Origin of the sequence: Modicisalibacter ilicicola DSM 19980 (assembly GCF_900128925.1) — a bacterium.
Classification (GTDB): Bacteria; Pseudomonadota; Gammaproteobacteria; order Pseudomonadales; family Halomonadaceae; genus Modicisalibacter; species Modicisalibacter ilicicola.
Map to the genome: position 1 here is coordinate 333,376 of NZ_FQUJ01000003.1, position 22,136 is coordinate 355,511.

The window sequence follows — 22,136 nt, forward strand, 5'->3', positions numbered from 1 at the left end:
CTTCAGGCCTTGGTTTGCAGAGGGTCGATGAGGCGCGTCACGCGACGCAGTATGTCGTTGACCACGGATTTGGGACCGCGGCGGTCGGTGCGTATCACCAGGTCGGCGGTGGCCCGGTAGAGCGGATCGCGCACCTCGAAGAGCCCGCGCAGTACCGCCTCGGGGTCCTTGTGGCGCAGCAGGGGGCGGTTGCGGTCCTTGGCGGTACGCCGCAACTGCTGTTCGACGGTGGCATACAGATAGATCACCGTGCCGCGCTCGCGCAGGGCCCGGCGGTTGGCTTCGCTGATGACCGCCCCGCCCCCGGTGGCCAGCACGATCTCTGGTCGCTGGGTCAGTTCCTCGATGATCTGTCTCTCACGCTCACGAAAGCCTTCTTCCCCCTCCACATCGAAGATCCAGGGGATGTCGGCGCCGCAGCGCCCCTGGATCTCGTGGTCGCTATCGACGAAATCGCGCTGCAACTCGGCCGCCAGAAGGCGGCCGATGGTGCTTTTGCCGGCCCCCATGGGGCCGACCAGAAAGAGATTGGGAAAACCCTGCATCAGCGAATCGCCAGTCTGTCCTCGATGATCTTCGGAGTGATGAAGACTAGCAATTCTACCTTCTGATTGCTCTGTTCGGTATAGCGGAATAGATGGCCCAGCACCGGGATGTCTCCCAGGAAGGGCGTCTTGAACAGGTTCTTCAGCTGCTCGGTGGTCAGGATGCCCCCCAGCACCACGGTTTCACCATTGCGCACCAGCACCTGGGTCTCGATCTCGTTGGTGTCGATGGCCGGCGCGCCGGCGAAGCTGGTATCGGCCACACTGTCCTTGTTGATGATCAGATCCATGATGATGCGATCATCCGGGGTGATCTGGGGCGTGACCGCCAGGGACAGCACGGCCTCCTTGAACTCGATGTTGGTGGCCCCGCTGGACGTGGCCTCCTGATAGGGGACCTCCTGGCCCTGCTTGATCACGGCCTTCTTCTGGTTGGCGGTGATCACCTTGGGCTGGGAGATGGTCTGGCTCTTGCCTTCGCTTTCCAGGGCGCGCAGCTCCAGATCGAGCAGGATATCGCCGGAGAGATAGCCGAAGCTGAAGACGCTGCCAGGACTGAGGTCATCACCCAGATCCACCGAGAGCCCGCCGTTGGGCGCCTGGCCATTCGAGGCCCCGCTCAGGTCCAGGCTGCTGCCGTCACCCAGCACGCCGTTGACCGCGTCCGTGGAGGAGAGCCCCCAGTTGACCCCCAGTTCCCGGGCTGCGCTGTCCCGAGCGATGACGATGCGCGCCTCGATCTGGACCTGGCGCACCGGCACGTCCAGCCGGTCGAGGGTCAACTTGATCGCCTCGAGCTGTTCCGGGGTCTCCTGGATCAGCAGGGTATTGGTGCGCGCATCGACGCTCACCTTGCCCCGCTCGGAGAGCAGGCCCAGCCCCTCGGCGCCGCGCAGCAGTTCCGCGAGCTCATCGGCCTTGGCATAGCGCACCTGGAGATACTCGGTGGTGAGCGGCGCCAGCTCCTGCTTCTGGGCCTGGGTCTCGAACTCCAGGCGTTCCATGGCCGCCAGCTCCTCCGCCGGTGCCACCACCAGCACGTTGCCGGTCTTCCGGCTGGCCAGGCCGTGGCTCTTGAGCACCAGGTCCAGCGCCTGATCCCAGGGCACTTCCTGCAGGTTCAGCGTCACGCTGCCCTGGACGCTGTCCCGGGCCACCAGGTTGAGGCCGGTGAAGTCGGCGATGATCGCCAGCACCTCGCGCACCTCGATATCCTGGAAGTTGAGGGTGATGGGCTTGCCGGTATAGGGGAAGCGCTCACGCTCCTCGGCCTCGCGCTCGGCACGAGGCACGGGCTTGGCCTCGACCACCAGCTCGCGCCCGTTGAGCGTCGAGATCATGGCATAGTCGCCCTGGGTCTCGATCAGCAACTGGACGCCAGGGCCTTCCAGCTGCGGCACGATGCGCTGCATCGGCGTTCCGAAATCGCTGACATCAAGGATCTGGAAGAGCGAGGCCGGCAGGTTGGCATCGCCGAGGTCTGCCACGATGCGCCGGTCGCCGCGCTCCTCGACCCGGGCATCGACACCGCTTCGATCGAAGGTCACCGTCAGCCGGCTGGCGCCCTTGTCGCCCCGACGGAAGTCGATATCCTCGATGCGCGGCTCCAGCGACGCTGTCGAACGCGGGGTGGCGACCGGCTGCGGGTTGGCGACAGGCTGCGCGCTGGCAGGCTCGGGCCTGGCCTCGACGAGTGTCGGGGACGCCTGCTGGTCGGTCACGCCGCCGCCCAGGGTGAGCACCAGGACGTTGCCCTGTTCGCGAATGGAGTAAGACAATGTGTCATCGAGCCCGAACACCAGACGGGTCCGCTTGCCGGACTCCACGGCCACCAGGTGGTCGACACCGGCCAGGTCCAGATCGAAGCGTCGCCGGTCGATCGCACTCGCCGTTTCCAGGAGGTCGACGGTCAGGCGCGGCGGCGAATCGATGCGATAGCCGCGCACTTCGGGCAGCCCTCCCGAGAAGTGCAACAAGACCTCGAGTTCGTTCTCGCTGCGCTGGTCGAAATCGATGCCCACCAGTGACGACTGGGCCAAGGCCGGCGCCGCGCCTCCAAGCAGCATCGTCGCCAACATCGTGCGAAAGAATTGTCTCATGTCATTCCCCTGTAACCTGCGTTCTGTCGCCTCAGCCTTGGCGCTTTTCTTCATCTTCATCGTTCAGTGCAATGGTGCGGCTGCGCTCGATCCAGCCACCCTGGCCATTCGGCACGATCTCCATGAGTTGCACGGAACGCTCATCGATACGGGTGATGCGTCCAAAATCGGTACCCAGATGCTCCCCGGGATGCAGACGATGCACTTCTCCCTCGGGGTCGCGGACCAGCACCGAAGCCCGGTCATCGATCCGCAGCGTGCCCAACAGGGTCAGCGACTCCAGGGCATAGGCTTCGAGAGGCTCCTTGCGGCGCTCGAAATCCGGTGTCAGGGAGCTGTCGTCGACGGTGGCCTGTTCGGGTTCGGGCCGTTCCGGGACGAAGGGGCTTCGCCCGGCCGCCTGGTCGTAGGTCACCGGTCGGTATTCCGGCGCCTCGGGAAGCGGGGCGACCTGGCCGGTGGGCCGAGCCCGCAATTCCGCAAGCTGACGCTCGAGCGTCGGCAGATCACTGTCGCTGCAGCCGACCAGCATCAATGCCAACAGCGACCCAAGCACACGTCTTTCTCTCATGGCTGGCTCTCCGAGCGGTGGTTGTAAGTCTTGGCCAGCATCGACAGACGCAACGTATCCGTCTGCTCTGCCGGGACGAGCTTGAAATCGTGCAGGGTGACGATGCGCGGCAACCCCGCCACTCCCGAGAGGAAGGCAGCGATACGGTGATAGTCGCCCTGGACCTGGATGTCGAACGGCTGCTCGGTGTAGAACTCCTGCGGCTTCGGTTCGAGCAGCCGGATGAAATCGATGGTCAACTGGTTGTCGTGCGCGGTGTCGCTGATGTTGTCGATCAATGCCGGGACTTCCACACCGGTGGGCAACATTTCCAGCAGCACGGCCATCCGCGCCTCGAGCTCTCCCATCTGCTTGCGCATCGTAGGCAGGCTGGCGGCCTGATAGGCCTTGCTTTCGTAGCGCTGGATCAGCTCGCGCTCTTCGCTCCGGGCGCGTTCGAGCAGCTCGGCTCTGGGGGCTGCCACGTACCAGTTCATGGCCCAGAAGAGCCCCCCCAGCACCAGCAGATGGCAGATCACCTTCAGCGATATCGGCCAGGTACCGGCTTCCCGCACATCCAGTTCACGCCAGTCGAGATCGCGTAACCGCTGCAATTCCGCCTTGAGTGTCATGGTGTGCTCTCCTTCTTGGTCTGGCTGGCCTGGCCAGCGACGGATCCGGGCAATATCTCCATGACGCTCATCCCGAAGCGCCGGGTGGTTCCGGACTCTTCGGCCTGCACCTCGGAGAGCAGGGGAACCTCGAACACCTCGGTGGCCTCGATGGCCCGCAATTGATCGGATACCTGGCGGTTGGTGTCGGCCCGGCCGATGAAGCGCAACTGGTTCTGCTGGCGCGTCAACTCGGTGTAATGCACGCCCTCCCCCAGGCTGTAGACCAACTGGTTGAACACGCGCACCGTCTGGGGGCGACTGAACTGCAGTTCGCGAATCAGCTTGATCTGGGTCAGCATTCGCTCCCGCAACTCCTGATACTTGCGAATCTCTTCGATGTCCTTGTCGAGGATCTGCATCTGGGCCTCGATGAACTGGTTACGCTCGCGCTGCACGTCCAGCGCCTGCTGATAGAACTGCGTCAGCCCCCAGCCTCCGGCGATCCCCATCAGGGCCGCCAGCCCCACCCCGACCAGGAAGCGGCGATGACGTTTTTCTCGCTGCGCCTCGCGCCAGGGCAGCAGGTTGATTTCGATACTCATGAGCGAGACCTCATGGCCAGGCCACAGGCCGTCAGCATGGCCGGGGCATCATTGGTCAGGGTCGAGGCATTGACCCGGGAATTGATCGTCATGCGTGCGAAGGGATCGGCGATCTCCACGCTCATGCCGCTACTGGCGGCGAGCTTCTCGCTGAGTCCCGGTACCAGGCAGGAACCGCCGGCGAGGATCAGTCGCGTGACCTCGGGGTTGCGTCCGGCGGTGTAATAGAGTTGCAGGGACCTGCCGATCTGCTGGATCAGGGTATCGATGAAGGGGGTCAGCACATGGTCCTCGTAATCCTCGGGCAGGCCGCCGCGCTTCTTGGACAGCCCCGCCTCTTCCAGACTCAGGCCATAACGCTCCCGGATGTCCTCGGTCAGCTTGCGCCCGCCGAAGACCGTGTCCCGGCTATAGATGGTGCGTCCCCGCTGCAGGACATGGAAGGCGTTCATCGTGGCGCCGATGTCGACCAGGGCGACACACTCATCCTCGTCGCCGGAAAGCCCGAACTGGTGGCTCAGTTCACCGAAGACCCGCTCCGTGGCAAAGGTCTCGATCTCCACCGCCGTCGGCTCGAGCCCCGCCTGAAGGACGGCGTCGGTAAGCTGACCCACCTCCTGCTGTCGACAGGCGACCAGCAGCACATCCTGCTGATCGGGATAGCGGACGTTGGCCCCCAGACGCTGAAAATCGAAGGCGACTTCGTTGAATGGGAAAGGAATGTGCCGGTCGGACTCGAGTTGAATCCGCGCCTCGATTTCCTCGTCACTCAACGATGACGGCAGTATCAGCGTCTTGGTGATGGCCGCATTGGGAGGAATCGCCACGACGGCGTGGCGACTGTGAGGGCGGGCCTGGTCGACGGCACGACCGATGGCCTCCACCACCTCCTCCATGTTGCGGATGCGGCGCTCGACCACGGCCCCCTCGCGCAGTGGGCGCACGGCATAGCTTTCGACGTGGTAGTGCTGCCCACGACGCCTGAGTTCGATCAGCTTGACCGTTGCCGAGGTGATATCGACACCGACGAGCCCCTTGGCGGACGCATTTAGCCCTAGCAATGTATGGCCCCTATGCACGTTGCGGTTGTTCGTTTGTCTCTTTATCGGCCCGTGCAGAAAAATCATTAATGCTGTCGATGTACATAGGCACCTGCCCTGCCTGAACTTTCACACTTCTTCCTCTCAAGGAGTCGACGAGACTGGTTTCCGCATCGCCAGCTTTCTATATAATGCGCAGTTCAGAATACCTGGCTGGACATACCCGCTTTACGATTGCCCGGCACGGGGGTCGTTCGCCGCTTCACCGCTCGGTCGCCATTCGATTACCACGGATATCGCCATTTCATGAAGTTTTTCAGACGCCTGCTTTCCTCGACCCTGTGGCTCTTGCTTTCCCTTGGCGCCGCTAGCGTGCTGGCGGTGATCGGGGCTGCGTTGTACTTCGCCCCAGGCCTGCCGGATGTGCGCCAGTTGCAGGATTACGAGCTGCAGACGCCGCTGCGCATCTACACCCGGGACGAGAAGCTGATCGGCGAATTCGGAGAGGAGCGGCGCACCCCGGTCACCTACGAGGCCATCCCCCGGGACATGGTCCAGGCGTTCCTGGCGGCGGAAGATGCCAGCTATTTCGACCACCCCGGTGTCGACCCCAAGGGCCTCGCTCGGGCGGCATTCGAGTTGATCGCCAGTGGCGGTGACATTCAGTCCGGCGGCAGCACCATCACCATGCAGGTGGCCCGCAACTACCTGCTGACCCTGGATCGCACCTTTACCCGCAAGATTCGCGAGATCCTCCTGGCCCTGCAGATGGAGCAGATTCTCAGCAAGGAGGAAATCTTCGAACTCTACGTCAACAAGATCTTCCTGGGGCATCGCGCCTACGGCATCGCCGCTGCCGCGGAGACCTATTACGACAAGCCTCTGGAGGCGCTGACCCTGGCCGAAAAGGCCATGATCGCGGGGCTTCCCAAGGCGCCCTCGACCTTCAATCCCCTGGCCAACCCCGAGCGCTCGCTGATCCGCCGCAACTGGATCCTCTACCGCATGCGTGAACTGGACTACATCGATAGGGCCAGCTACGAGGAAGCGGTCCAGGCACCGCTGACGGCACGTCGCTACACGGCCCAGGTCGAGGTCGAAGCCTCCTATATCGCCGAGATGGCGCGACAGTTTGCCGTCGAGCGCTTCGCCGATGATGCCTATACCGGCGGCTACAGGCTCTATACCACCCTCGACAGCCAACTGCAGGAGCAGGCCCGCGAGGCACTGGTGAAGGGATTGATCGACTACGACACCCGGCACGGCTGGCGCGGCGCCGAGCAGACCGACATCCCGCCGAGCCTGGTCGAAGCCCAGGATCAGACTCAGCGCGAGGGTCTCGAGGAAGAGCTTTCCGCATCGCCGGAAATCATGGAGACCGCACGTCAGGCCGCCCAGAGCAGCGAGGCAAAGGTCAGCGGTATCGAGGGTGATGTCAGCAACTGGCTCAAGGTGCTGGATCGCACGCCGGTCATGGGGCCGTTGCAGCCCGCGATCGTGGCATCCACCGATGGTCAGCAGATGCAGGTACTGACCCGCGATGCCGACCTGGTCACCCTGGAGTGGGAGGCCCTGAAGTGGGCGCGGGAATACCGTAGCCCCGAGTGGCGCGGCGAGGAACCCACTAGCGCCGAACAGATCGCCAGCCCGGGTTCGCTGGTACGCATACTGCGCGACGACGAGGGCGACTGGCGTCTTTCCCAGCGCCCCGGGATCGAGGGCGCGATCGTCGTGCTCGACCCCCGAACCGGAGCCATCCGGGCGCTGCAGGGTGGCTTCAGTTTCGCCCAGAGCAAGTTCAATCGCGCCACCCAGGCCAACCGCCAGGCCGGCTCCATCTTCAAGCCTTTCATCTACCTGGCCGCACTGCAGGAAGGTGACATGACCGCCGCCACGGTCGTCAACGATGCACCGGTGGTGATGAGCGACGTGAGCGGCGATTGGCGTCCGGGCAATTCCGAGGGTGAGTTCCGCGGGCCGACCCGATTGCGCGTCGGTCTCTACCGGTCGCGCAATCTGGTGACCATTCGCGTGCTGCAGGCCCTGGGACTGGAAAATGCCCGAGAATTCCTCGAACGCTTCGGCTTTGCCGAGGGACGCCTGCCCCAGGGGCTCTCCCTGGCCCTGGGTAGCGCTTCACTGACCCCGCTGGAGATGGCCAACGCCTATGCCGTGCTGGCCAACGGAGGCTTCAAGGTGACCCCCTGGTACATCGAACGGGTCCTGCATGTCGGCGAGGAAGCGCCGCTGGCCGAGTCCACGCCGCAGGTCGCCTGCCCCTCCTGCCCCGAGGGCGCCGGCGAAACCCGCATCGACGACAGGACCTATCCGCTGGCCAAGCGAGTCGTCGACCCGCAGGTACTCTATATCCTGCGCGACATGATGCGCGACGTCATCGAGCGCGGCACCGGTCGCGCCGCCCTCGACCTGAACCGCAGCGATATCGTCGGCAAGACAGGCACCACCAACGAGCAGCGCGATGCCTGGTTCTCGGGCTTCAACAGCGACCTGGTGGCCACGGTGTGGGTCGGCAAGGACAGCAACGAGAGTACCGGCGAGTACGGTGCCCAGGCCGCGCTGCCGATCTGGAAGGATTTCATGCGCAACGCGCTGGAGGGCAAGCCGGAGAGCATCCCCGAGCGCCCCGAAGGCATCGTCACCGAACGCATCGACCCGGAGACCGGACGCCTGCTGCACGACGATCAGCCGGGTGGCATCGAGGAGCTGTTCCGGGAAGGCAATCTGCCCGACTTCGAGCCCAGACGCATTCAGCGCGAACTGGAAGATCGCAGCGGTTCACAGGGCACCGGCACCTACGAAGCGATCTTCTGACACCCGGCAAGCTGGTGAGGGTGCCGTGTCGCCCTGCCGGCTTCGCCACCTCCCCCTCCCCCTGGCGCTTCCCGAAAGCGCCAGCATGACGACGAGAAACCAGGAGCTTTCGACATGCCACGCGTCAGGCTGGCAGCGACGCTACTCATCAGCGCCTTGCTGCATAGCACCTCAGTGCATGCCGCCTCGTTCTATGCCCCACCCGCGCCCGAGGACGACGCGCCGGTTTTCAGTGGGCAGGCGGAGCTGGGCTACACCCATCTCTCGGGCAACACCGATAGCGAGACCCTCATCGCCAAGGGCCGTCTGACCTGGTTGACAGGTCGCCTCACCCACAGCCTGCGCGGCGAGACCCGCAAGGTCGAGGAAGACGATGAGACCAGTGCCGAACGGTACCTGCTGGCCGGTCGCGAGCGCTACGACTTCGATGGGCCGCATTACCTGTTCGGCTTTGCGCGCTGGGAGAGGGACCGCTTCAGCGGCTATCGCTATCAGACGACCCTGATCGGCGGCTACGGGCGGCAACTGCTCACCGGCCCCACGCACACCCTGTCGGTCGAGGCGGGCCCGGGCTACCGGCGTGATGCCCTGGAGAATGGCGAGGTCAAGAACCTGGCGGTGGGCTACGGCGCACTGGATTATGAATGGGAGATTTCCGAGGGAACGAACTTTCAGCAGGAACTGTCCGTGGAAGGCACCCGGGAGAATGTCACGACCCGCTCCTTCACCGCCATCACGACCCAGCTCAACGCCAGCCTGGCGCTGCGCATCTCTCACGAGATCAAGAACAATTCCGACCCGCCGGACGACGCCGAGGTGGACACGGACAGGACCACGGCGGCCTCGCTGCTCTACAATTGGTGAGCGGACGAGGCCGCTGCCTGCCCGCTTCCCGGCGGGGTTCGATCAGTTCCCGTAGACGTCATCGACGCTCGTCAGGGGATAGTGGGCGGGATAGGGGCGCCGCGCCACCCCGGAATCCACCGCGGCCTGGGCAACGGCGGAGGAAACCCGGTCGAGCAGACGCGCATCCAGGGGCGTGGGAATGATGTAGCCGGGCCCGAATTCCAGCGACTCGACCTCGTAGGCCTCGAGCACCTCCCGGGGCACCGGCTCGCGCGCCAGGTCCTTGATGGCGTGCACCGCGGCGATCTTCATCTCCTCGTTGATGCGCGTCGCACGCACATCCAGAGCGCCCCGGAAGATGAACGGAAACCCCAGCACGTTGTTGACCTGGTTGGGATAGTCGGAACGCCCGGTGGCCATGATCACGTCACTGCGGGTCTCGTCGGCCACATCGGGGTGAATTTCCGGGTCCGGATTGGAACAGGCGAAGACCACCGGATTGGCGGCCATTTTCGAGAGCTGCTCGGGACTCAGCAGATTGGGGCCCGAGAGGCCGACGAACACATCGGCACCCTCGATCGCTTCATCGAGGGTCCGCAGTGGCGTCTGGGTGGCGAACATCGCCTTGTACTGATTGAGGTCGCTGCGACCGCTGTGGATCACGCCCTTGCGATCGATCATGTAGATGTTCTCGGCCCGGGCCCCGCAGGACACCAGCAGTTTCATGCAGGCGATGGCCGCCGAGCCGGCGCCCAGGCAGACGATGCGTGCCTGCTCGATCCGCTTGCCGGCGACGTCCAGGGCGTTGAGCATGCCCGCCGCCGTGACGATGGCCGTGCCGTGCTGGTCGTCGTGGAAGACCGGAATGCTGCAGCGCTCGATCAGGGTGCGCTCGATCTCGAAGCATTCCGGGGCCTTGATGTCCTCGAGGTTGATGCCTCCCCAGGTATCGGCGATGCGTGCCACGGTATCGATGAAGGCCTGGGGGCTTTCGGCATTGATCTCGATATCCACCGAATTGATGCCGGCAAAGCGCTTGAACAGCACCCCCTTGCCTTCCATGACCGGCTTGCTGGCGAGAGCCCCGAGATTGCCGAGTCCCAGTATCGCCGTGCCGTCGGAGATGACCGCCACCAGGTTCCCCTTGCCGGTGTAGAGGTAGGCATTTTCGGGGTCCCTGGCGATTTCCCGCACGGGTTCGGCAACGCCCGGGCTGTACGCCATCGACAGATGCTTGGCAGAGGTGGTCGGCTTGGTGATTTCGATCGACAATTTACCCGGTATCGGCTGGGAGTGATAATCGAGCGCCGCTTGCTTCTTAGCGTCTGTCATGAGTGCTGTCCGGTTGGCCGCGAGGAATTCTCGTTCAGAGTATAGAAAAAAAGCTCATATAACAACGACGCTTAACTTTCTGATTATTATAAATTATTCGCAAAATACAGAAACCATTTCCAAGAAACACGCCAACTTTCTGCCACCCGAGCCAGCGTCAGGCTCGCTCGCCGATGCACTGCACGAAAAAACCCGCCATGGCAGGCGGGTCTCGTCGGTCCAAGCATAACGCAGATCAGTTACGCTTCATGGCGGCGCCGAAACGCTTGTTGAAACGCTCGACACGGCCGCCGGTGGTCGCCTGCTTCTGTTTGCCAGTGTAGAACGGGTGGCAATTGGAGCAAACATCCACGAAGAAATCTTCGCCAGCGGTGGTGCCGATCTCGTGAGTGGCACCGCAGGAGCAGGTCGCGGTGACCTTCTTGTAATCCGGATGGATACCTTGTTTCATCTGAAGCCTCATTGAGCTGTATGCCGCCACCTGGTCCAGGCCAGGCACCGCACACGGGTTGTGAGATAACCGGTTTCCCCTGAGCGCCCGATGGCAACGGCCCCGGCCGCTCGAAGGGTGCACATTGTAGCAGAGCTATTGCCGGAGACAAATTGTCAGCGCCATCCTTTGCTCCCAGGGTGCTCGGCGTCGCTGTGCCCACCCCCCTGCGCAGGCTGTTCGACTATCGCCCCTGCCCTTCCGGCCCCTCCGGTGGCTGGCGACCCGGGCTGCGTGTTCGCGTGCCCCTGGGCCGTCGCGAGGTGATCGGCATCATCGTCGAGTGCCGCGACACCAGCGACTTCGAGTTCAGTGCGCTCAAGCCCGTCAGCGCCTGCCTGGACAGCGATCCGCTGCCCGCCGACTGGCTCTGGCTATGCCATTTCACCGCGCGTTATTACCAACACCCGCTGGGAGACACCCTGCATCAGGCCCTGCCGGTGCTGTTGCGCCAGGGGCGCCCCCTGGAAGCCCGCACCCGGGAGCGCTGGCGCGTGACCGCTGCCGGTCGGGATGCCGAGACTAGCCGCCTGGGACGCGCGCGGCGCCAGGCAGAACTGCTCGAACTGCTGCGCCAGCACCCGAGGGGTGTCATCGGTTCGGTGATCAGCGCCCAGGGCTTCGGCCGTGCCCAGTTGAAGGGGCTGGCCGACAAGGGGCTGGCGGAGTGCCGGGAAGAACCGCTCACCGCCAGCGCGGCGCCTTCGGGGGGTGGCCTGCTGGCCGAGCCGGCCCTGGTGCTCAATCGTGAGCAGGCCGGCGCCCTGGCCGCGCTGCATCAGGAGCTCGACCGTTTTCATGCCTGCCTGCTGCAAGGCGTGACCGGCAGCGGCAAGACCGAGGTCTATCTGCAACTGATCGAGGCGGTCATCGCCAGGGGTCGCCAGGCGCTGGTGCTGGTACCCGAGATCGGGCTCACCCCCCAGACCCTGGCCCGCTTCCGCCGGCGCTTCCGCGTCCCGGTGGTGGCCTTGCACTCCGGACTGACCGAGGCGGAGCGCCTGGATGCCTGGGAAGCAGCCCGGGCGGGCCGCGCGCCCATCGTCATCGGCACGCGTTCCGCCGTCTTCACCCCCTTGGCGCGGCCCGGGGTCATCGTGGTCGACGAGGAGCACGACAACTCCTTCAAGCAGCAGGACGGGCTGCGCTACCACGCCCGGGACCTGGCCATCGTGCGTGCCCAGCGTGACGACATCCCGGTGGTGCTGGGCAGTGCCACCCCATCCCTCGAAAGCCTGGTGCAGGCACGCAGCGGTCACTACCGTCATCTTTTCCTGACCCGGCGCGCCAGCCACCATGCCCCGGCCAGGCTCGAACTCGTCGATCTGCGTGGCCGGCCGACCCAGGGCGGCCTGATACCGCCCTGCATCGAGGCCATCGGCAACACGCTCGACGCCGGCAGCCAGGTGCTGGTGTTCATCAACCGGCGCGGCTTCGCACCGACACTGGCCTGTCATGCCTGCGGCTGGCTGGCCGAATGTCGTCACTGCGATGCCCGCATGACCCTGCATCGCCAGCCGCCTCGCCTGATCTGCCACCATTGCGAACGTCAGTCGAGGCTTCCCGAGGCCTGTCCCGATTGCGCCAGCGCCGACCTGCGCCCGCTGGGCACAGGTACCGAACGCAGCGAGGAAGCCCTCTCCGCCCTGTTCCCGAAGGTGCCGGTGCATCGTATCGACCGCGACAGCACCCGCCGCAAGGACGCCCTCGAACAGATGTTTGCCGAGGTGCATCGCGGTGAACCCTGTCTGCTGATCGGGACGCAGATGCTGGCCAAGGGGCATCATCTGCCCCACGTCACGCTGGTGGTCGTGGTCAATGCCGATGCCGGGCTCTATGCCAGCGACTTCCGCGCCCTGGAACACAGCGCCCAGCTGCTGACCCAGGTGGCGGGACGCGCCGGGCGCGCCGAACGCCCGGGCCGGGTGATGGTGCAGACCCTGCATCCCGACGACCCTCACCTGCGCCTGCTGGCGGAGAGCGGCTACGACGCCCTGGCCGAGATGCTGCTGGAAGAGCGCCGGCTGGCCGCCCTCCCCCCCTATCGCCGCATGGCACTGATACGCTTCGAAAGCCCCCAGGAAGCCGAGGCCACCGCCCTCGCCGGCTCCGCGGCCACCGCCCTGCGCGCCTGGCTCGGTCAACGCAGCCTGGACGTGAACTGCCTGGGGCCGGCGCCCGCCCCCATGGAGCGTCGCCAGAACCGCTACCATGTGCAGCTGATGCTCTCGGCGGCCAGGCGCAGTTCGCTGCACGAAGCCAGCGCCTTTCTGGCCGACTGGCTCGAACGCTCCCGCGAGGCGCGGCGCGTGCGCTGGTCGATCGACATCGATCCACAGACCCTCAGCTAGGAACTTGCCCCAGGAAGGCCTTAGAGGTTTAAAGCCGGTCGGCAATTGTCGATAATGGCCGACTACGTTTGACGAACGACGATCCCTCGCTGCCGCATCGACGCCCACGGCGCATCGTCGACCATTCGCCAGGGCGACAGGACACCGCACGCATCCTCATGAAAGACACCATCACTTCACTGCTCGACCAAGCACTTGCCACGCTCAAGCAGCAAGGAATCGTGCCCGACGATGTCCACCCGACGTTCAAGGTCGAGGCGACCCGGGACAAGGCCCACGGCGATTACGCCAGCAACCTGGCCATGCTGCTGGCCAAGCCGTCGCGCAGGAAGCCACGTGAGCTCGCCGAAGCCCTGATCGAGGCCCTGCCGACGAGCGCCGCCGTGGAGAAGGTCGAGATTGCCGGTCCCGGCTTCATCAACTTCTTTGCCGCCACCGACGCGGTGGCCCAGATCGTGCCGACGGTGCTCGATGCCGGCGACAGCTTCGGGCGCAGCCTGGCGGGTGCCGGCGAGAAGGTGCAGGTGGAATTCGTCTCGGCCAACCCCACCGGCCCCCTGCACGTGGGCCACGGCCGCGGTGCGGCGATCGGCGATTGTCTGTGCCGCCTTCTGGAAGCGACCGGCTTCGAGGTGACCCGGGAATTCTATTACAACGATGCCGGCGCCCAGATCACCAACCTGGCCCTGTCGGTGCAGGCTCGCATCAAGGGGCTGACACCGGAAGATGACGCCTGGCCCGAGGACGGCTATCGCGGCGACTACATCCGCGACATCGCCGAGAGTTATCTCGCCGGCGACACCGTCGATGCCGACGACCAGCACGTCACCGCGGCCGCCGATCCCGAGGATCGCGAGGCCATACGCCGCTTCGCGGTGGCCTACCTGCGCCGCGAACAGGACCTCGACCTCAAGGCCTTCGGTGTCGAGTTCGACGTCTACTTCCTGGAGTCCTCGCTGTACCGCGACGGCAAGGTCGAAGAGACGGTGCAGCGGCTCGTCGATCGTGGCCATGCCTACGAGGAGGATGGCGCCCTGTGGCTGCGCACCACGGACTTCGGCGACGACAAGGATCGCGTCATGCGCAAGCGGGACGGCGACTATACCTATTTCGTTCCCGACGTGGCCTACCACCTCGACAAGTGGCAGCGCGGCTTCGCCCGGGTGGTCGACGAACAGGGCGCCGACCACCACTCCACGGTGACCCGGGTGCGCGCCGGCCTGCAGGCCCTCGAGGTCGGCATCCCCGAGGGATGGCCGGACTACGTGCTGCACCAGATGGTGCTGGTGACCCGCTCGGGGGTGGAGGTGAAGCTTTCCAAGCGGGCCGGCAGCTACGTCACCCTGCGCGACTTGATCGACGAGGTAGGGCGCGATGCCACCCGCTATTTCCTCGCCGCCCGACGTGCCGACTCGCAGCTCACCTTCGACATCGACCTGGCCCGTTCCCGGTCCAACGACAACCCGGTCTACTACATCCAGTATGCCCATGCCCGGGTGTGCAGCGTGATGCGCAAGGCAGACGTCGATGGACGACCCTTCGACCTCGAACTGGCCAGGCAGCACCTGGCGCTGCTCGAGGAAGAGCAGGAAAAGGCACTGATGAATCGCCTCGCCCGCTTTCCGGAGGTGGTGGCGCATGCCGCGGCCAGTCGCGAACCCCAGCAGATCGCCCAGTACCTGCAGGAGCTCGCTGCGGATTTCCATACCTGCTACAACGCCGTCAAGGTCATGGTCGACGACGACGCCTTGCGCAATGCACGCCTGGCGCTGGGCCTGGCGACCCGTCAGGTGATCCGCAACGGCCTGGACCTGCTGGGTGTCGGTGCCCCGGAGGAAATGTAAGCCATGGCCAGCCGCACGACGACCCGCAGGTCGAGCCAGCGCCCACGTCCCAAGGGCGCGACCACGCGACGCTCCCCACGCAAGAAGCAGGGCGGTGGCGTGAGCATACCCGGCTGGTTGTGGGGGCTCGGCGGGCTCATCGCCGGCTTTGCGTTGTCGCAGTACTTCCAGGAGACCGCCCCGCCCATGGCCACCGTGGTGCCCAAGCCCACCAGCACTCAGGGCGCCTCGCGACAGGCCGCATCCGACGACGACCGGGCGGCCGCCGAGGAAGAGGCTCGCATGCCGACCTTCGAGTTCTACACCCTGCTGCCGGAATCCGAGGTCATCGCCCCCAAGGTCGACGACGTGCAGGGCACCCCGGCGACCGCGGCGGTCGCCGACGTGGTCGAAAGCGACTCGGCCGTCAAGGAGCCCAGGGTCGCTGCGGACCAAGGTGGCAGCTACATGCTGCAGGCGGCCTCGTTCAAGAACGCCGCCGATGCCAAGCGTCTGGCAGGTCGGCTCAAGGACTTCGGCCTGCTGGCCAAGATCACCGAGGTCAAGGCCCAGGGCAACCAGACCTGGCATCGCGTTCAGGTCGGCCCCTACCAGGACACCCGGGAGCTCAACCGTGCCCAGGACCTGATGGTGACCCAGGGGATCGAGCCGTTGATGATCAGGTTGCAGGACTGAAGTTCTAGCCCCCTTAGTCCTGGCAATGCTTGATTTTCCTGCCCGCCACCCGCACTTCCTAGGGTGATTGCGTAACGGGCGTGTGTTTCACGAACGGGCGCCCAAAGTCACCGGGTGGGAGCGATCCCGCCTCGAGGGAGTTTTCCAAACATGACGACGATCGTGTCCGTGCGCCGCGGCGATCAGGTGGCCCTGGCCGGCGATGGCCAGGTGTCACTCGGCGATACGGTGATGAAGGGCAATGCGAGCAAGGTGCGCCGCCTCTACCGTGGCCAGGTGCTGGCCGGTTTCGCCGGCGGCACCGCCGACGCCTTCACGCTGTTCGAGCGTTTCGAGGCTCAACTGGAGAAGCACCAGGGGCACCTGGTCAAGGCCGCCGTCGAACTGGCCAAGGACTGGCGCACCGACCGTGCCCTGCGCCGCCTCGAGGCGATGCTGGTGGTGGCCGACAAGCATGCCTCGCTGATCATCACCGGCAATGGCGACGTGGTCGAGCCCGAGCGCGGCATCATCGCCATCGGTTCCGGCGGCAACTACGCCCTGGCCGCGGCCCGGGCACTGCTGGAGAACACCGAGATCGGCGCCCGGGAAATCACCGAGAAGGCGCTGAACATCGCCGCCGACATCTGTGTCTACACCAATCACCACATCACGCTCGAAGAGCTCTAGGCCCATCATGTCCCAATCCCAGATGACGCCCCGTGAAATCGTCCATGCGCTGGACCAGTACATCATCGGCCAGCACGACGCCAAGCGCGCCGTGGCCATCGCATTGCGCAACCGCTGGCGGCGCATGCAGCTCGACGACACCCTGCGCCCCGAGGTGACCCCCAAGAACATCCTGATGATCGGTCCCACCGGGGTGGGCAAGACCGAGATCGCCCGCCGCCTGGCCAAGCTCGCCCGGGCACCGTTCATCAAGATCGAGGCCACCAAGTTCACCGAGGTCGGCTACGTGGGGCGCGACGTCGAGTCCATCGTGCGCGATCTGATGGAGATGGCGATCAAGATGGTCCGCGAACAGGCCAAGGAAGAGGTACGCCACAAGGCCGACGATGCCGCGGAGGATCGTATCCTCGATGCCCTGCTGCCGCGCCCGAGGGGCAGCGAATACGACAGCGGCCGGGACGACTCCTCGACCCGTCAGCTCTTCCGCAAGAAGCTTCGCGAGGGTCAGCTCGACGACAAGGAGATCGACATCGAGATCACCCCCCAGTCCGCCGGCATCGATATCATGACCCCGCCGGGCATGGAGGAGATGACCAGCCAGCTGCAGAGCATGTTCTCCAACCTGGGGCGACAGAAGACCGAGACCAAGCGAGTGGCGGTCAAGGACGCCTGGCAGCTCTTGCGCGACGAGGAAGCCGCCAAGCTGGTCAACGACGAGGAGATCAAGCGTCGCGCCATCGCAGCGGTGGAAGAGAACGGCATCGTCTTCCTCGACGAGCTCGACAAGGTCGCCAAGCGGGGTGAATCCGGCGGCACCGATGTCTCCCGGGAAGGCGTGCAGCGCGACCTGCTGCCGCTGATCGAGGGTTCGACGGTGTCGACCAAGCACGGCATGATCAAGACCGACCACATCCTGTTCATCGCCTCGGGGGCCTTCCACCTCTCCAAGCCGTCGGACCTGATTCCCGAGCTCCAGGGCCGCCTGCCGATTCGCGTCGAGCTCGAGGCACTGACCCCGGAAGACTTCCGGCGCATCCTCACCGAACCCTCCGCGTCACTGACCAAGCAGTATCAGGCGCTGATGGCCACGGAGGGGCTGACGATCGAGTTCACCGACGACGGCATCGAACGCATCGCCGAGATCGCCTATCAGGTCAACGAAGGCACCGAGAACATCGGCGCCCGGCGCCTGCACACGGTGATGGAGCGCCTGCTCGAGGAGGCCTCGTTCCAGGGCGGCGACATGACCGGCCCGCTGGTCATCGACACGGACTACGTCAACTCCCAGCTCGGCGAGCTGGCGATGGACGAAGACCTGTCGCGGTATATTCTCTGATGCATCGTGCGGCGAGCATCGTCTGTTCGCCGCTCCTTCAGGAGACCAAGATGAGCGCTCCCATCCCCACCCGCGTGCACTACCACCAGCAGGCCCGCGAGCTCGAGCTGGGCTACCCCAACGGCGAGAACTACCGCTTGAGCGCCGAGTACCTGCGGGTCTTCTCGCCTTCCGCCGAGGTGCGCGGCCACGGCCCCGATACCGCGACCCTGCAGACGGGCATGAAATACGTCGGCCTGAAGAACATCACCCAGGCCGGCCGCTATGCCCTCAAGCTGCACTTCGACGACGGTCACGACACGGGCCTCTACAGCTGGGACTACCTCTACGATCTGGCCACCCACCAGCAAGCCAACTGGGCCGACTACCTGCGCCGCCTGGAAGAGGCCAAGGCCTCCCGGGAACCGCTGGGCATCCCCCTCAAGCAGCTGTGAAAGTGACGAAGTGTCTCTCGCCACCACGAGAGCGAACGAAAGACAAATACGCTCACGCGAGGCTACAATATCGCCACTTTCGTTTTTTGGCTCGCGCCCCAGCAAGGACCGACATGGACAAACGCACGACCCACTTCGGCTACCAGGAGGTAGCGGTCGAAGAGAAGGCCGCCCGAGTGGCGGATGTCTTTCATTCGGTGGCTGCCCGCTACGACGTCATGAATGACCTCATGTCGCTGGGCATTCACCGCCTGTGGAAGCGCGTGACCCTGGAACGGGCCGGGGTTCGCCGCGGCCACCAGGTGCTCGACATCGCCGGCGGCACCGGCGATCTGACCCTCAAGTTCTCCCGCCTGGTCGGCCCCAAGGGTCGCGTGGTACTGGCCGACATCAACCGCTCGATGCTCGAGGTGGGCCGTGACAAGCTTCTCGATCACGGGGTCGGCGACAATGTCGAATACGTCCAGGCCAATGCCGAGCGCCTGCCGTTTCCCGACAACAGCTTCGACTGCATCACCATCGCCTTCGGGCTGCGCAACGTCACCGACAAGGAGGCTGCGCTGCGCTCGATGACCCGGGTGCTCAAGCCCGCCGGCCGCCTGCTGATCCTGGAGTTCTCCAAACCGCCGAATGCCCTGCTCTCCAGGGTCTACGACAACTACTCCTTCAACGTGCTGCCCAGGATGGGCGAATGGGTCGCCAACGATGCCGACAGCTATCGCTATCTGGCCGAATCCATCCGCATGCACCCTGATCAGGAAACGCTCAAGGGGATGATGGAAGCCGCGGGGCTCGAGCGCGTCGAGTACACCAACATGACCGGAGGCATCGTCGCCCTCCACCGCGGCATCAAGCTGTGAGGATCCGATGTCGCTGACGTCCACACTACTGCTCGGCTGCGCCGAAAGCACGCTGAACGCCCTGCTCGCCCGGGACCCCGCCGCCCCCTCGCGTCTGCGCCGGCTGGCCGGCAAGCGGCTGCTGCTGCGCCTGGAAAGACCGCGCTTCGATCTGCTGATGGGCTTCGACGAGCGCGGCCTGACCCTGTTGCGTCCGGATCAGGCCGAGGAGAGCGACGCCGACGCCATCGTCGAAATCGACAGCGATGCCCTGAGCGCGCTGCTGGGCGGCGAATCACTGGAACATCTGATGTTCTCCGGGCGCCTGGCGGTGCGCGGCGAGATCGCCTTGCTGGAAGGCGCGCGCACCCTGTTGATGGACATCGACCTCGACTGGGAAGGGGCGCTGGCGGAGTGGTTCGGCGACCAGCCCGGTCACAGCCTGGCGGAGGGCATGCGGCGCTTTGCTCGCTTCGGCCTGCGCAGTCAGCGCGAGCTGCGTGCCGACATCGCCGACTTCGTCTTCGAAGAGGCGCGCCTGCTCCCCGGCCAGGGGCAACGCGAGGCACTGCGCGACTATCTGACCGAGCTCGAAATCGCTACCGACCGTCTCGAGGCCCGCGTGAACCGATTGCAGCGCAAGCTTGCCTCTCGTCAGAAGGACATCGCGTGAATCTGCGACTGCTACGCATTTTCTGGGTGGTGACCCGCTTTCGTCTGGATACCCTGCTGCCCCTGGAGCGCCTCCCCCTCTTCCTGCGCCTGGTCTTTCGCTTCTCGCCCCTGCGTCTCGTACCCACCGGCCCGCATTCCCGAGGCAAGCGGCTGCGCCTGGCCCTGGAGGCCCTGGGGCCGGTCTTCGTCAAGTTTGGCCAGATGCTCTCCACCCGCCGCGACCTGCTGCCACCGGATATCGCCGACGAACTCAGGCGCCTGCAGGACCAGGTCCCTCCCTTCCCCGGCCGGCAGGCACGCGCCCTCGTCGAAGAGGAGCTCGAATGCACGATCGAGACCCACTTCGCCCGGTTCGACACCGACCCCATGGCCTCGGCCTCGATCGCCCAGGTGCATGCGGCACGCCTGCACAGCGGCGAAGAGGTGGTGGTCAAGGTGATTCGCCCGCGTATCGAACACGTGATGCGCAAGGACATCGGCCTGCTCTACAGCTTCGCCCGGCTCCTCAGGAGGGTTCCCGAGGCACGCCGGCTGCGCCCCGTCGAGGTGGTGGCCGACTACGAGTCCACCCTCTTCGACGAGCTCGACCTGCGCAAGGAGGCCGCCAACACCTCCCAGCTCAAGCGCAACTTCAAGCACTCCCCCCTGCTCTACGTCCCGGGCATCCACTGGCCCCTGACCCGCCAGCGGGTAATGGTCCAGGAGCGCATCTATGGTGTCCCGGTGGCCGACATGCAGGCACTGCAAGCCCAGGGCACCGACTTGCGCCGGCTCGCCGAGCGAGGCGTGGAGATCTTCTTCACCCAGGTGTTTCGCGACAATTTCTTCCACGCCGACATGCACCCGGGCAACATCTTCGTCAATTGCGATCATCCCGAGGACCCGCAGTACATCGCCATCGACTGCGGCATCGTCGGCAGCCTGACCCGGGAGGACCAGGACTACCTGGCCCGCAACCTGCTGGCCTTCTTCCACCAGGACTACTACGAGGTCGCGGCGTTGCACATCGAGTCGGGCTGGGTCGGCGAGGGCACCCGAGCCAACGAGTTCGCCGCGGCGATTCGCACGGTCTGCGAGCCGATCCTCGAACGCCCCCTCAAGGAGATATCCTTCGGTCAGGTGCTGCTGGGGCTCTTCCAGACGGCCCGTCGCTTCAACATGGAGGTCCAGCCGCAACTGGTGCTATTGCAGAAGACGCTGCTCAACATCGAGGGCCTGGGTCGGCAACTCTATCCCGATCTGGACCTGTGGAGCACCGCCCGACCCTATCTGGAACGCTGGATGAAGGAGCGTGCCGGCCCCCGCGGATTGTGGGAATCGCTGAAGAAGCAGGCGCCGGAACTCAGTCGCCAGTTGCCGGAACTGCCGGTACTGGCGCATCATGCGCTGTCCCACGTGGAACGCGAGCAGCGCCAGCGCCACCTGCAGGCCGAGGCCATCGTCGGCATGCGCCGCCAGCTGGCGCACAAGGCGCGACGCGATCGCCGCCTGCGCCTGGGGGTGTTGCTCCTGGCCCTGGCACTCGCCTGGCAGCCGCTTGTCCAATGGGCCGTGCAGCAACCCTGGCCGGTAGTGATCGCCGCCGGGCTGGGGGCACTGCTGCTGGCCTCGCGCTAGGGAACACTGGATGAAGGCCTGCGCCTCTTGCTTGTGCCGCACGTCGATTTATCCAGCGCCTCCCATGTCCTACACTTTCGATCTCACGGGAGCGTTTGCAGGTGAGCGATATACTCGATCGACTCGGCGAGGTACTCGAACAGCGACGCCACGCCGACCCCGACTCCTCCTACGTGGCGTCACTGCACGCCAAGGGGCTCAACAAGATCCTCGAGAAGGTCGGCGAGGAAGCGACCGAAACCATACTCGCCGCGAAGGATAGTGCCGCCGACCTTGACGAGAATCATCAGGCAGTGGTCGCCGAAACCGCCGACCTGTGGTTTCATAGCCTGGTGATGTTGTCGCATCTCGGCATCGATCATCGACCGGTGCTCGAGGAGCTGGCACGCCGTTTCGGTATTTCCGGGTTGGACGAAAAGGCCGCCCGCACGTCTGAATGAATGGGGCCCGCCCCTGGGAGAGCGTTACATGTTAGGTGGTATCAGTATCTGGCAACTGCTGATCGTGCTCGGCATCATTATCCTGATCTTCGGCACCAAGAAGCTGCGCAACGTGGGTGGCGATCTGGGAGGCGCCGTGAAGGGCTTCAAGAAGGCCATGAGCGAAGACGACAAGGGCGACAAGGAAAAGGACGACACCACCCAGCGCCAAGTCCGCCACGATGAGCAGGGCGAGACCTACGACGTCAAACCCGAACAACGCAGCGGCGAGCGCGTCGAAGACAAGGAAGAGCGGAAATAATCCCG

At 65.0% G+C, this 22,136-nt stretch carries 21 protein-coding genes; 13 read left to right on the plus strand and 8 right to left on the minus strand.

Features of this window, described 5'->3' with window-relative positions:
• Positions 1-2: 2 nt before the first annotated feature.
• The 6 genes from aroK to pilM are packed head-to-tail and all read right to left on the minus strand — an operon-like array spanning position 3 to position 5,471.
• Positions 3-545 (minus strand): shikimate kinase AroK, encoded by a 543-nt coding sequence (gene aroK / locus BUA41_RS04125; protein WP_072819977.1) that lies wholly within the window; start codon positions 543-545, stop codon positions 3-5.
• The gene (locus tag BUA41_RS04130; protein WP_084671122.1) at positions 545-2,644 is read right to left on the minus strand and encodes a type IV pilus secretin PilQ; all 2,100 of its coding nucleotides are present in this window, start codon (positions 2,642-2,644) and stop codon (positions 545-547) included. The genes aroK and BUA41_RS04130 overlap by 1 nt, the downstream gene beginning before the upstream one ends.
• Positions 2,645-2,675: 31 nt before the next feature.
• Entirely contained in the window at positions 2,676-3,215 is a 540-nt protein-coding gene (locus tag BUA41_RS04135) for a pilus assembly protein PilP (RefSeq protein WP_072819981.1), read from the minus strand.
• A complete protein-coding gene (locus BUA41_RS04140) occupies positions 3,212-3,826 on the minus strand; it encodes a type IV pilus inner membrane component PilO (protein ID WP_072819995.1) in 615 nt (204 codons plus the stop codon). The genes BUA41_RS04135 and BUA41_RS04140 overlap by 4 nt, the downstream gene beginning before the upstream one ends.
• Entirely contained in the window at positions 3,823-4,410 is a 588-nt protein-coding gene (locus BUA41_RS04145) for a PilN domain-containing protein (protein ID WP_072819997.1), read from the minus strand. The genes BUA41_RS04140 and BUA41_RS04145 overlap by 4 nt, the downstream gene beginning before the upstream one ends.
• The gene (gene pilM, locus BUA41_RS04150; RefSeq protein ID WP_072819999.1) at positions 4,407-5,471 is read right to left on the minus strand and encodes a type IV pilus assembly protein PilM; all 1,065 of its coding nucleotides are present in this window, start codon (positions 5,469-5,471) and stop codon (positions 4,407-4,409) included. Before pilM ends, BUA41_RS04145 begins: the two co-directional genes overlap by 4 nt.
• 285 nt (positions 5,472-5,756) lie before the next feature.
• Between pilM and BUA41_RS04155 the strand changes: the two genes are divergently transcribed.
• Together BUA41_RS04155 and BUA41_RS04160 are read left to right on the plus strand one after the other, a co-directional pair.
• On the plus strand, positions 5,757-8,282 hold the full coding sequence (locus tag BUA41_RS04155; RefSeq protein WP_072820001.1) for a penicillin-binding protein 1A: 2,526 nt from the start codon (positions 5,757-5,759) through the stop codon (positions 8,280-8,282).
• 114 nt (positions 8,283-8,396) lie between these two features.
• Positions 8,397-9,146, plus strand: a complete 750-nt coding sequence (locus BUA41_RS04160; protein WP_072820003.1) for a DUF481 domain-containing protein — start codon at positions 8,397-8,399, stop codon at positions 9,144-9,146.
• Positions 9,147-9,188: 42 nt separating this feature from the next.
• On the opposite strand, the gene BUA41_RS04165 is transcribed toward BUA41_RS04160, so the two are convergent.
• Positions 9,189-10,460, minus strand: a complete 1,272-nt coding sequence (locus BUA41_RS04165) for a malic enzyme-like NAD(P)-binding protein (protein ID WP_072820005.1) — start codon at positions 10,458-10,460, stop codon at positions 9,189-9,191.
• 235 nt (positions 10,461-10,695) lie between these two features.
• A complete protein-coding gene (gene rpmE, locus BUA41_RS04170; RefSeq protein ID WP_072820007.1) occupies positions 10,696-10,911 on the minus strand; it encodes a 50S ribosomal protein L31 in 216 nt (71 codons plus the stop codon).
• A gap of 152 nt (positions 10,912-11,063) precedes the next feature.
• Between rpmE and BUA41_RS04175 the strand changes: the two genes are divergently transcribed.
• The 11 genes from BUA41_RS04175 (at position 11,064) to tatA (ending at position 22,131) form a co-directional block, all read left to right on the plus strand.
• The gene (locus tag BUA41_RS04175) at positions 11,064-13,301 is read left to right on the plus strand and encodes a primosomal protein N' (RefSeq protein ID WP_072820009.1); all 2,238 of its coding nucleotides are present in this window, start codon (positions 11,064-11,066) and stop codon (positions 13,299-13,301) included.
• Positions 13,302-13,459: 158 nt separating this feature from the next.
• A complete protein-coding gene (argS, locus tag BUA41_RS04180) occupies positions 13,460-15,145 on the plus strand; it encodes an arginine--tRNA ligase (protein WP_072820011.1) in 1,686 nt (561 codons plus the stop codon).
• A gap of 3 nt (positions 15,146-15,148) precedes the next feature.
• Positions 15,149-15,820: an SPOR domain-containing protein gene (locus BUA41_RS04185; RefSeq protein WP_072820012.1), complete on the plus strand. Its 672-nt coding sequence runs from the start codon at positions 15,149-15,151 to the stop codon at positions 15,818-15,820.
• A gap of 150 nt (positions 15,821-15,970) precedes the next feature.
• A complete protein-coding gene (gene hslV, locus BUA41_RS04190) occupies positions 15,971-16,489 on the plus strand; it encodes an ATP-dependent protease subunit HslV (protein WP_072820013.1) in 519 nt (172 codons plus the stop codon).
• A gap of 7 nt (positions 16,490-16,496) precedes the next feature.
• Positions 16,497-17,825, plus strand: coding sequence for an ATP-dependent protease ATPase subunit HslU (gene hslU, locus BUA41_RS04195; protein ID WP_072820014.1), 1,329 nt, complete (start codon positions 16,497-16,499; stop codon positions 17,823-17,825).
• Between the two features lie 50 nt (positions 17,826-17,875).
• Entirely contained in the window at positions 17,876-18,259 is a 384-nt protein-coding gene (locus BUA41_RS04200) for a gamma-butyrobetaine hydroxylase family protein (protein ID WP_072820171.1), read from the plus strand.
• A gap of 113 nt (positions 18,260-18,372) precedes the next feature.
• Positions 18,373-19,119, plus strand: a complete 747-nt coding sequence (gene ubiE, locus BUA41_RS04205) for a bifunctional demethylmenaquinone methyltransferase/2-methoxy-6-polyprenyl-1,4-benzoquinol methylase UbiE (RefSeq protein ID WP_072820015.1) — start codon at positions 18,373-18,375, stop codon at positions 19,117-19,119.
• 7 nt (positions 19,120-19,126) lie between these two features.
• Complete coding sequence (locus BUA41_RS04210) at positions 19,127-19,771, plus strand: ubiquinone biosynthesis accessory factor UbiJ (protein WP_072820016.1); 645 nt, start codon at positions 19,127-19,129, stop codon at positions 19,769-19,771.
• A complete protein-coding gene (ubiB, locus tag BUA41_RS04215) occupies positions 19,768-21,390 on the plus strand; it encodes a ubiquinone biosynthesis regulatory protein kinase UbiB (protein ID WP_072820017.1) in 1,623 nt (540 codons plus the stop codon). The genes BUA41_RS04210 and ubiB overlap by 4 nt, the downstream gene beginning before the upstream one ends.
• Positions 21,391-21,491: 101 nt before the next feature.
• Positions 21,492-21,830: a phosphoribosyl-ATP diphosphatase gene (locus BUA41_RS04220; RefSeq protein WP_072820173.1), complete on the plus strand. Its 339-nt coding sequence runs from the start codon at positions 21,492-21,494 to the stop codon at positions 21,828-21,830.
• 28 nt (positions 21,831-21,858) lie between these two features.
• Complete coding sequence (tatA, locus tag BUA41_RS04225) at positions 21,859-22,131, plus strand: Sec-independent protein translocase subunit TatA (protein WP_072820018.1); 273 nt, start codon at positions 21,859-21,861, stop codon at positions 22,129-22,131.
• Positions 22,132-22,136 lie beyond the last annotated feature (5 nt).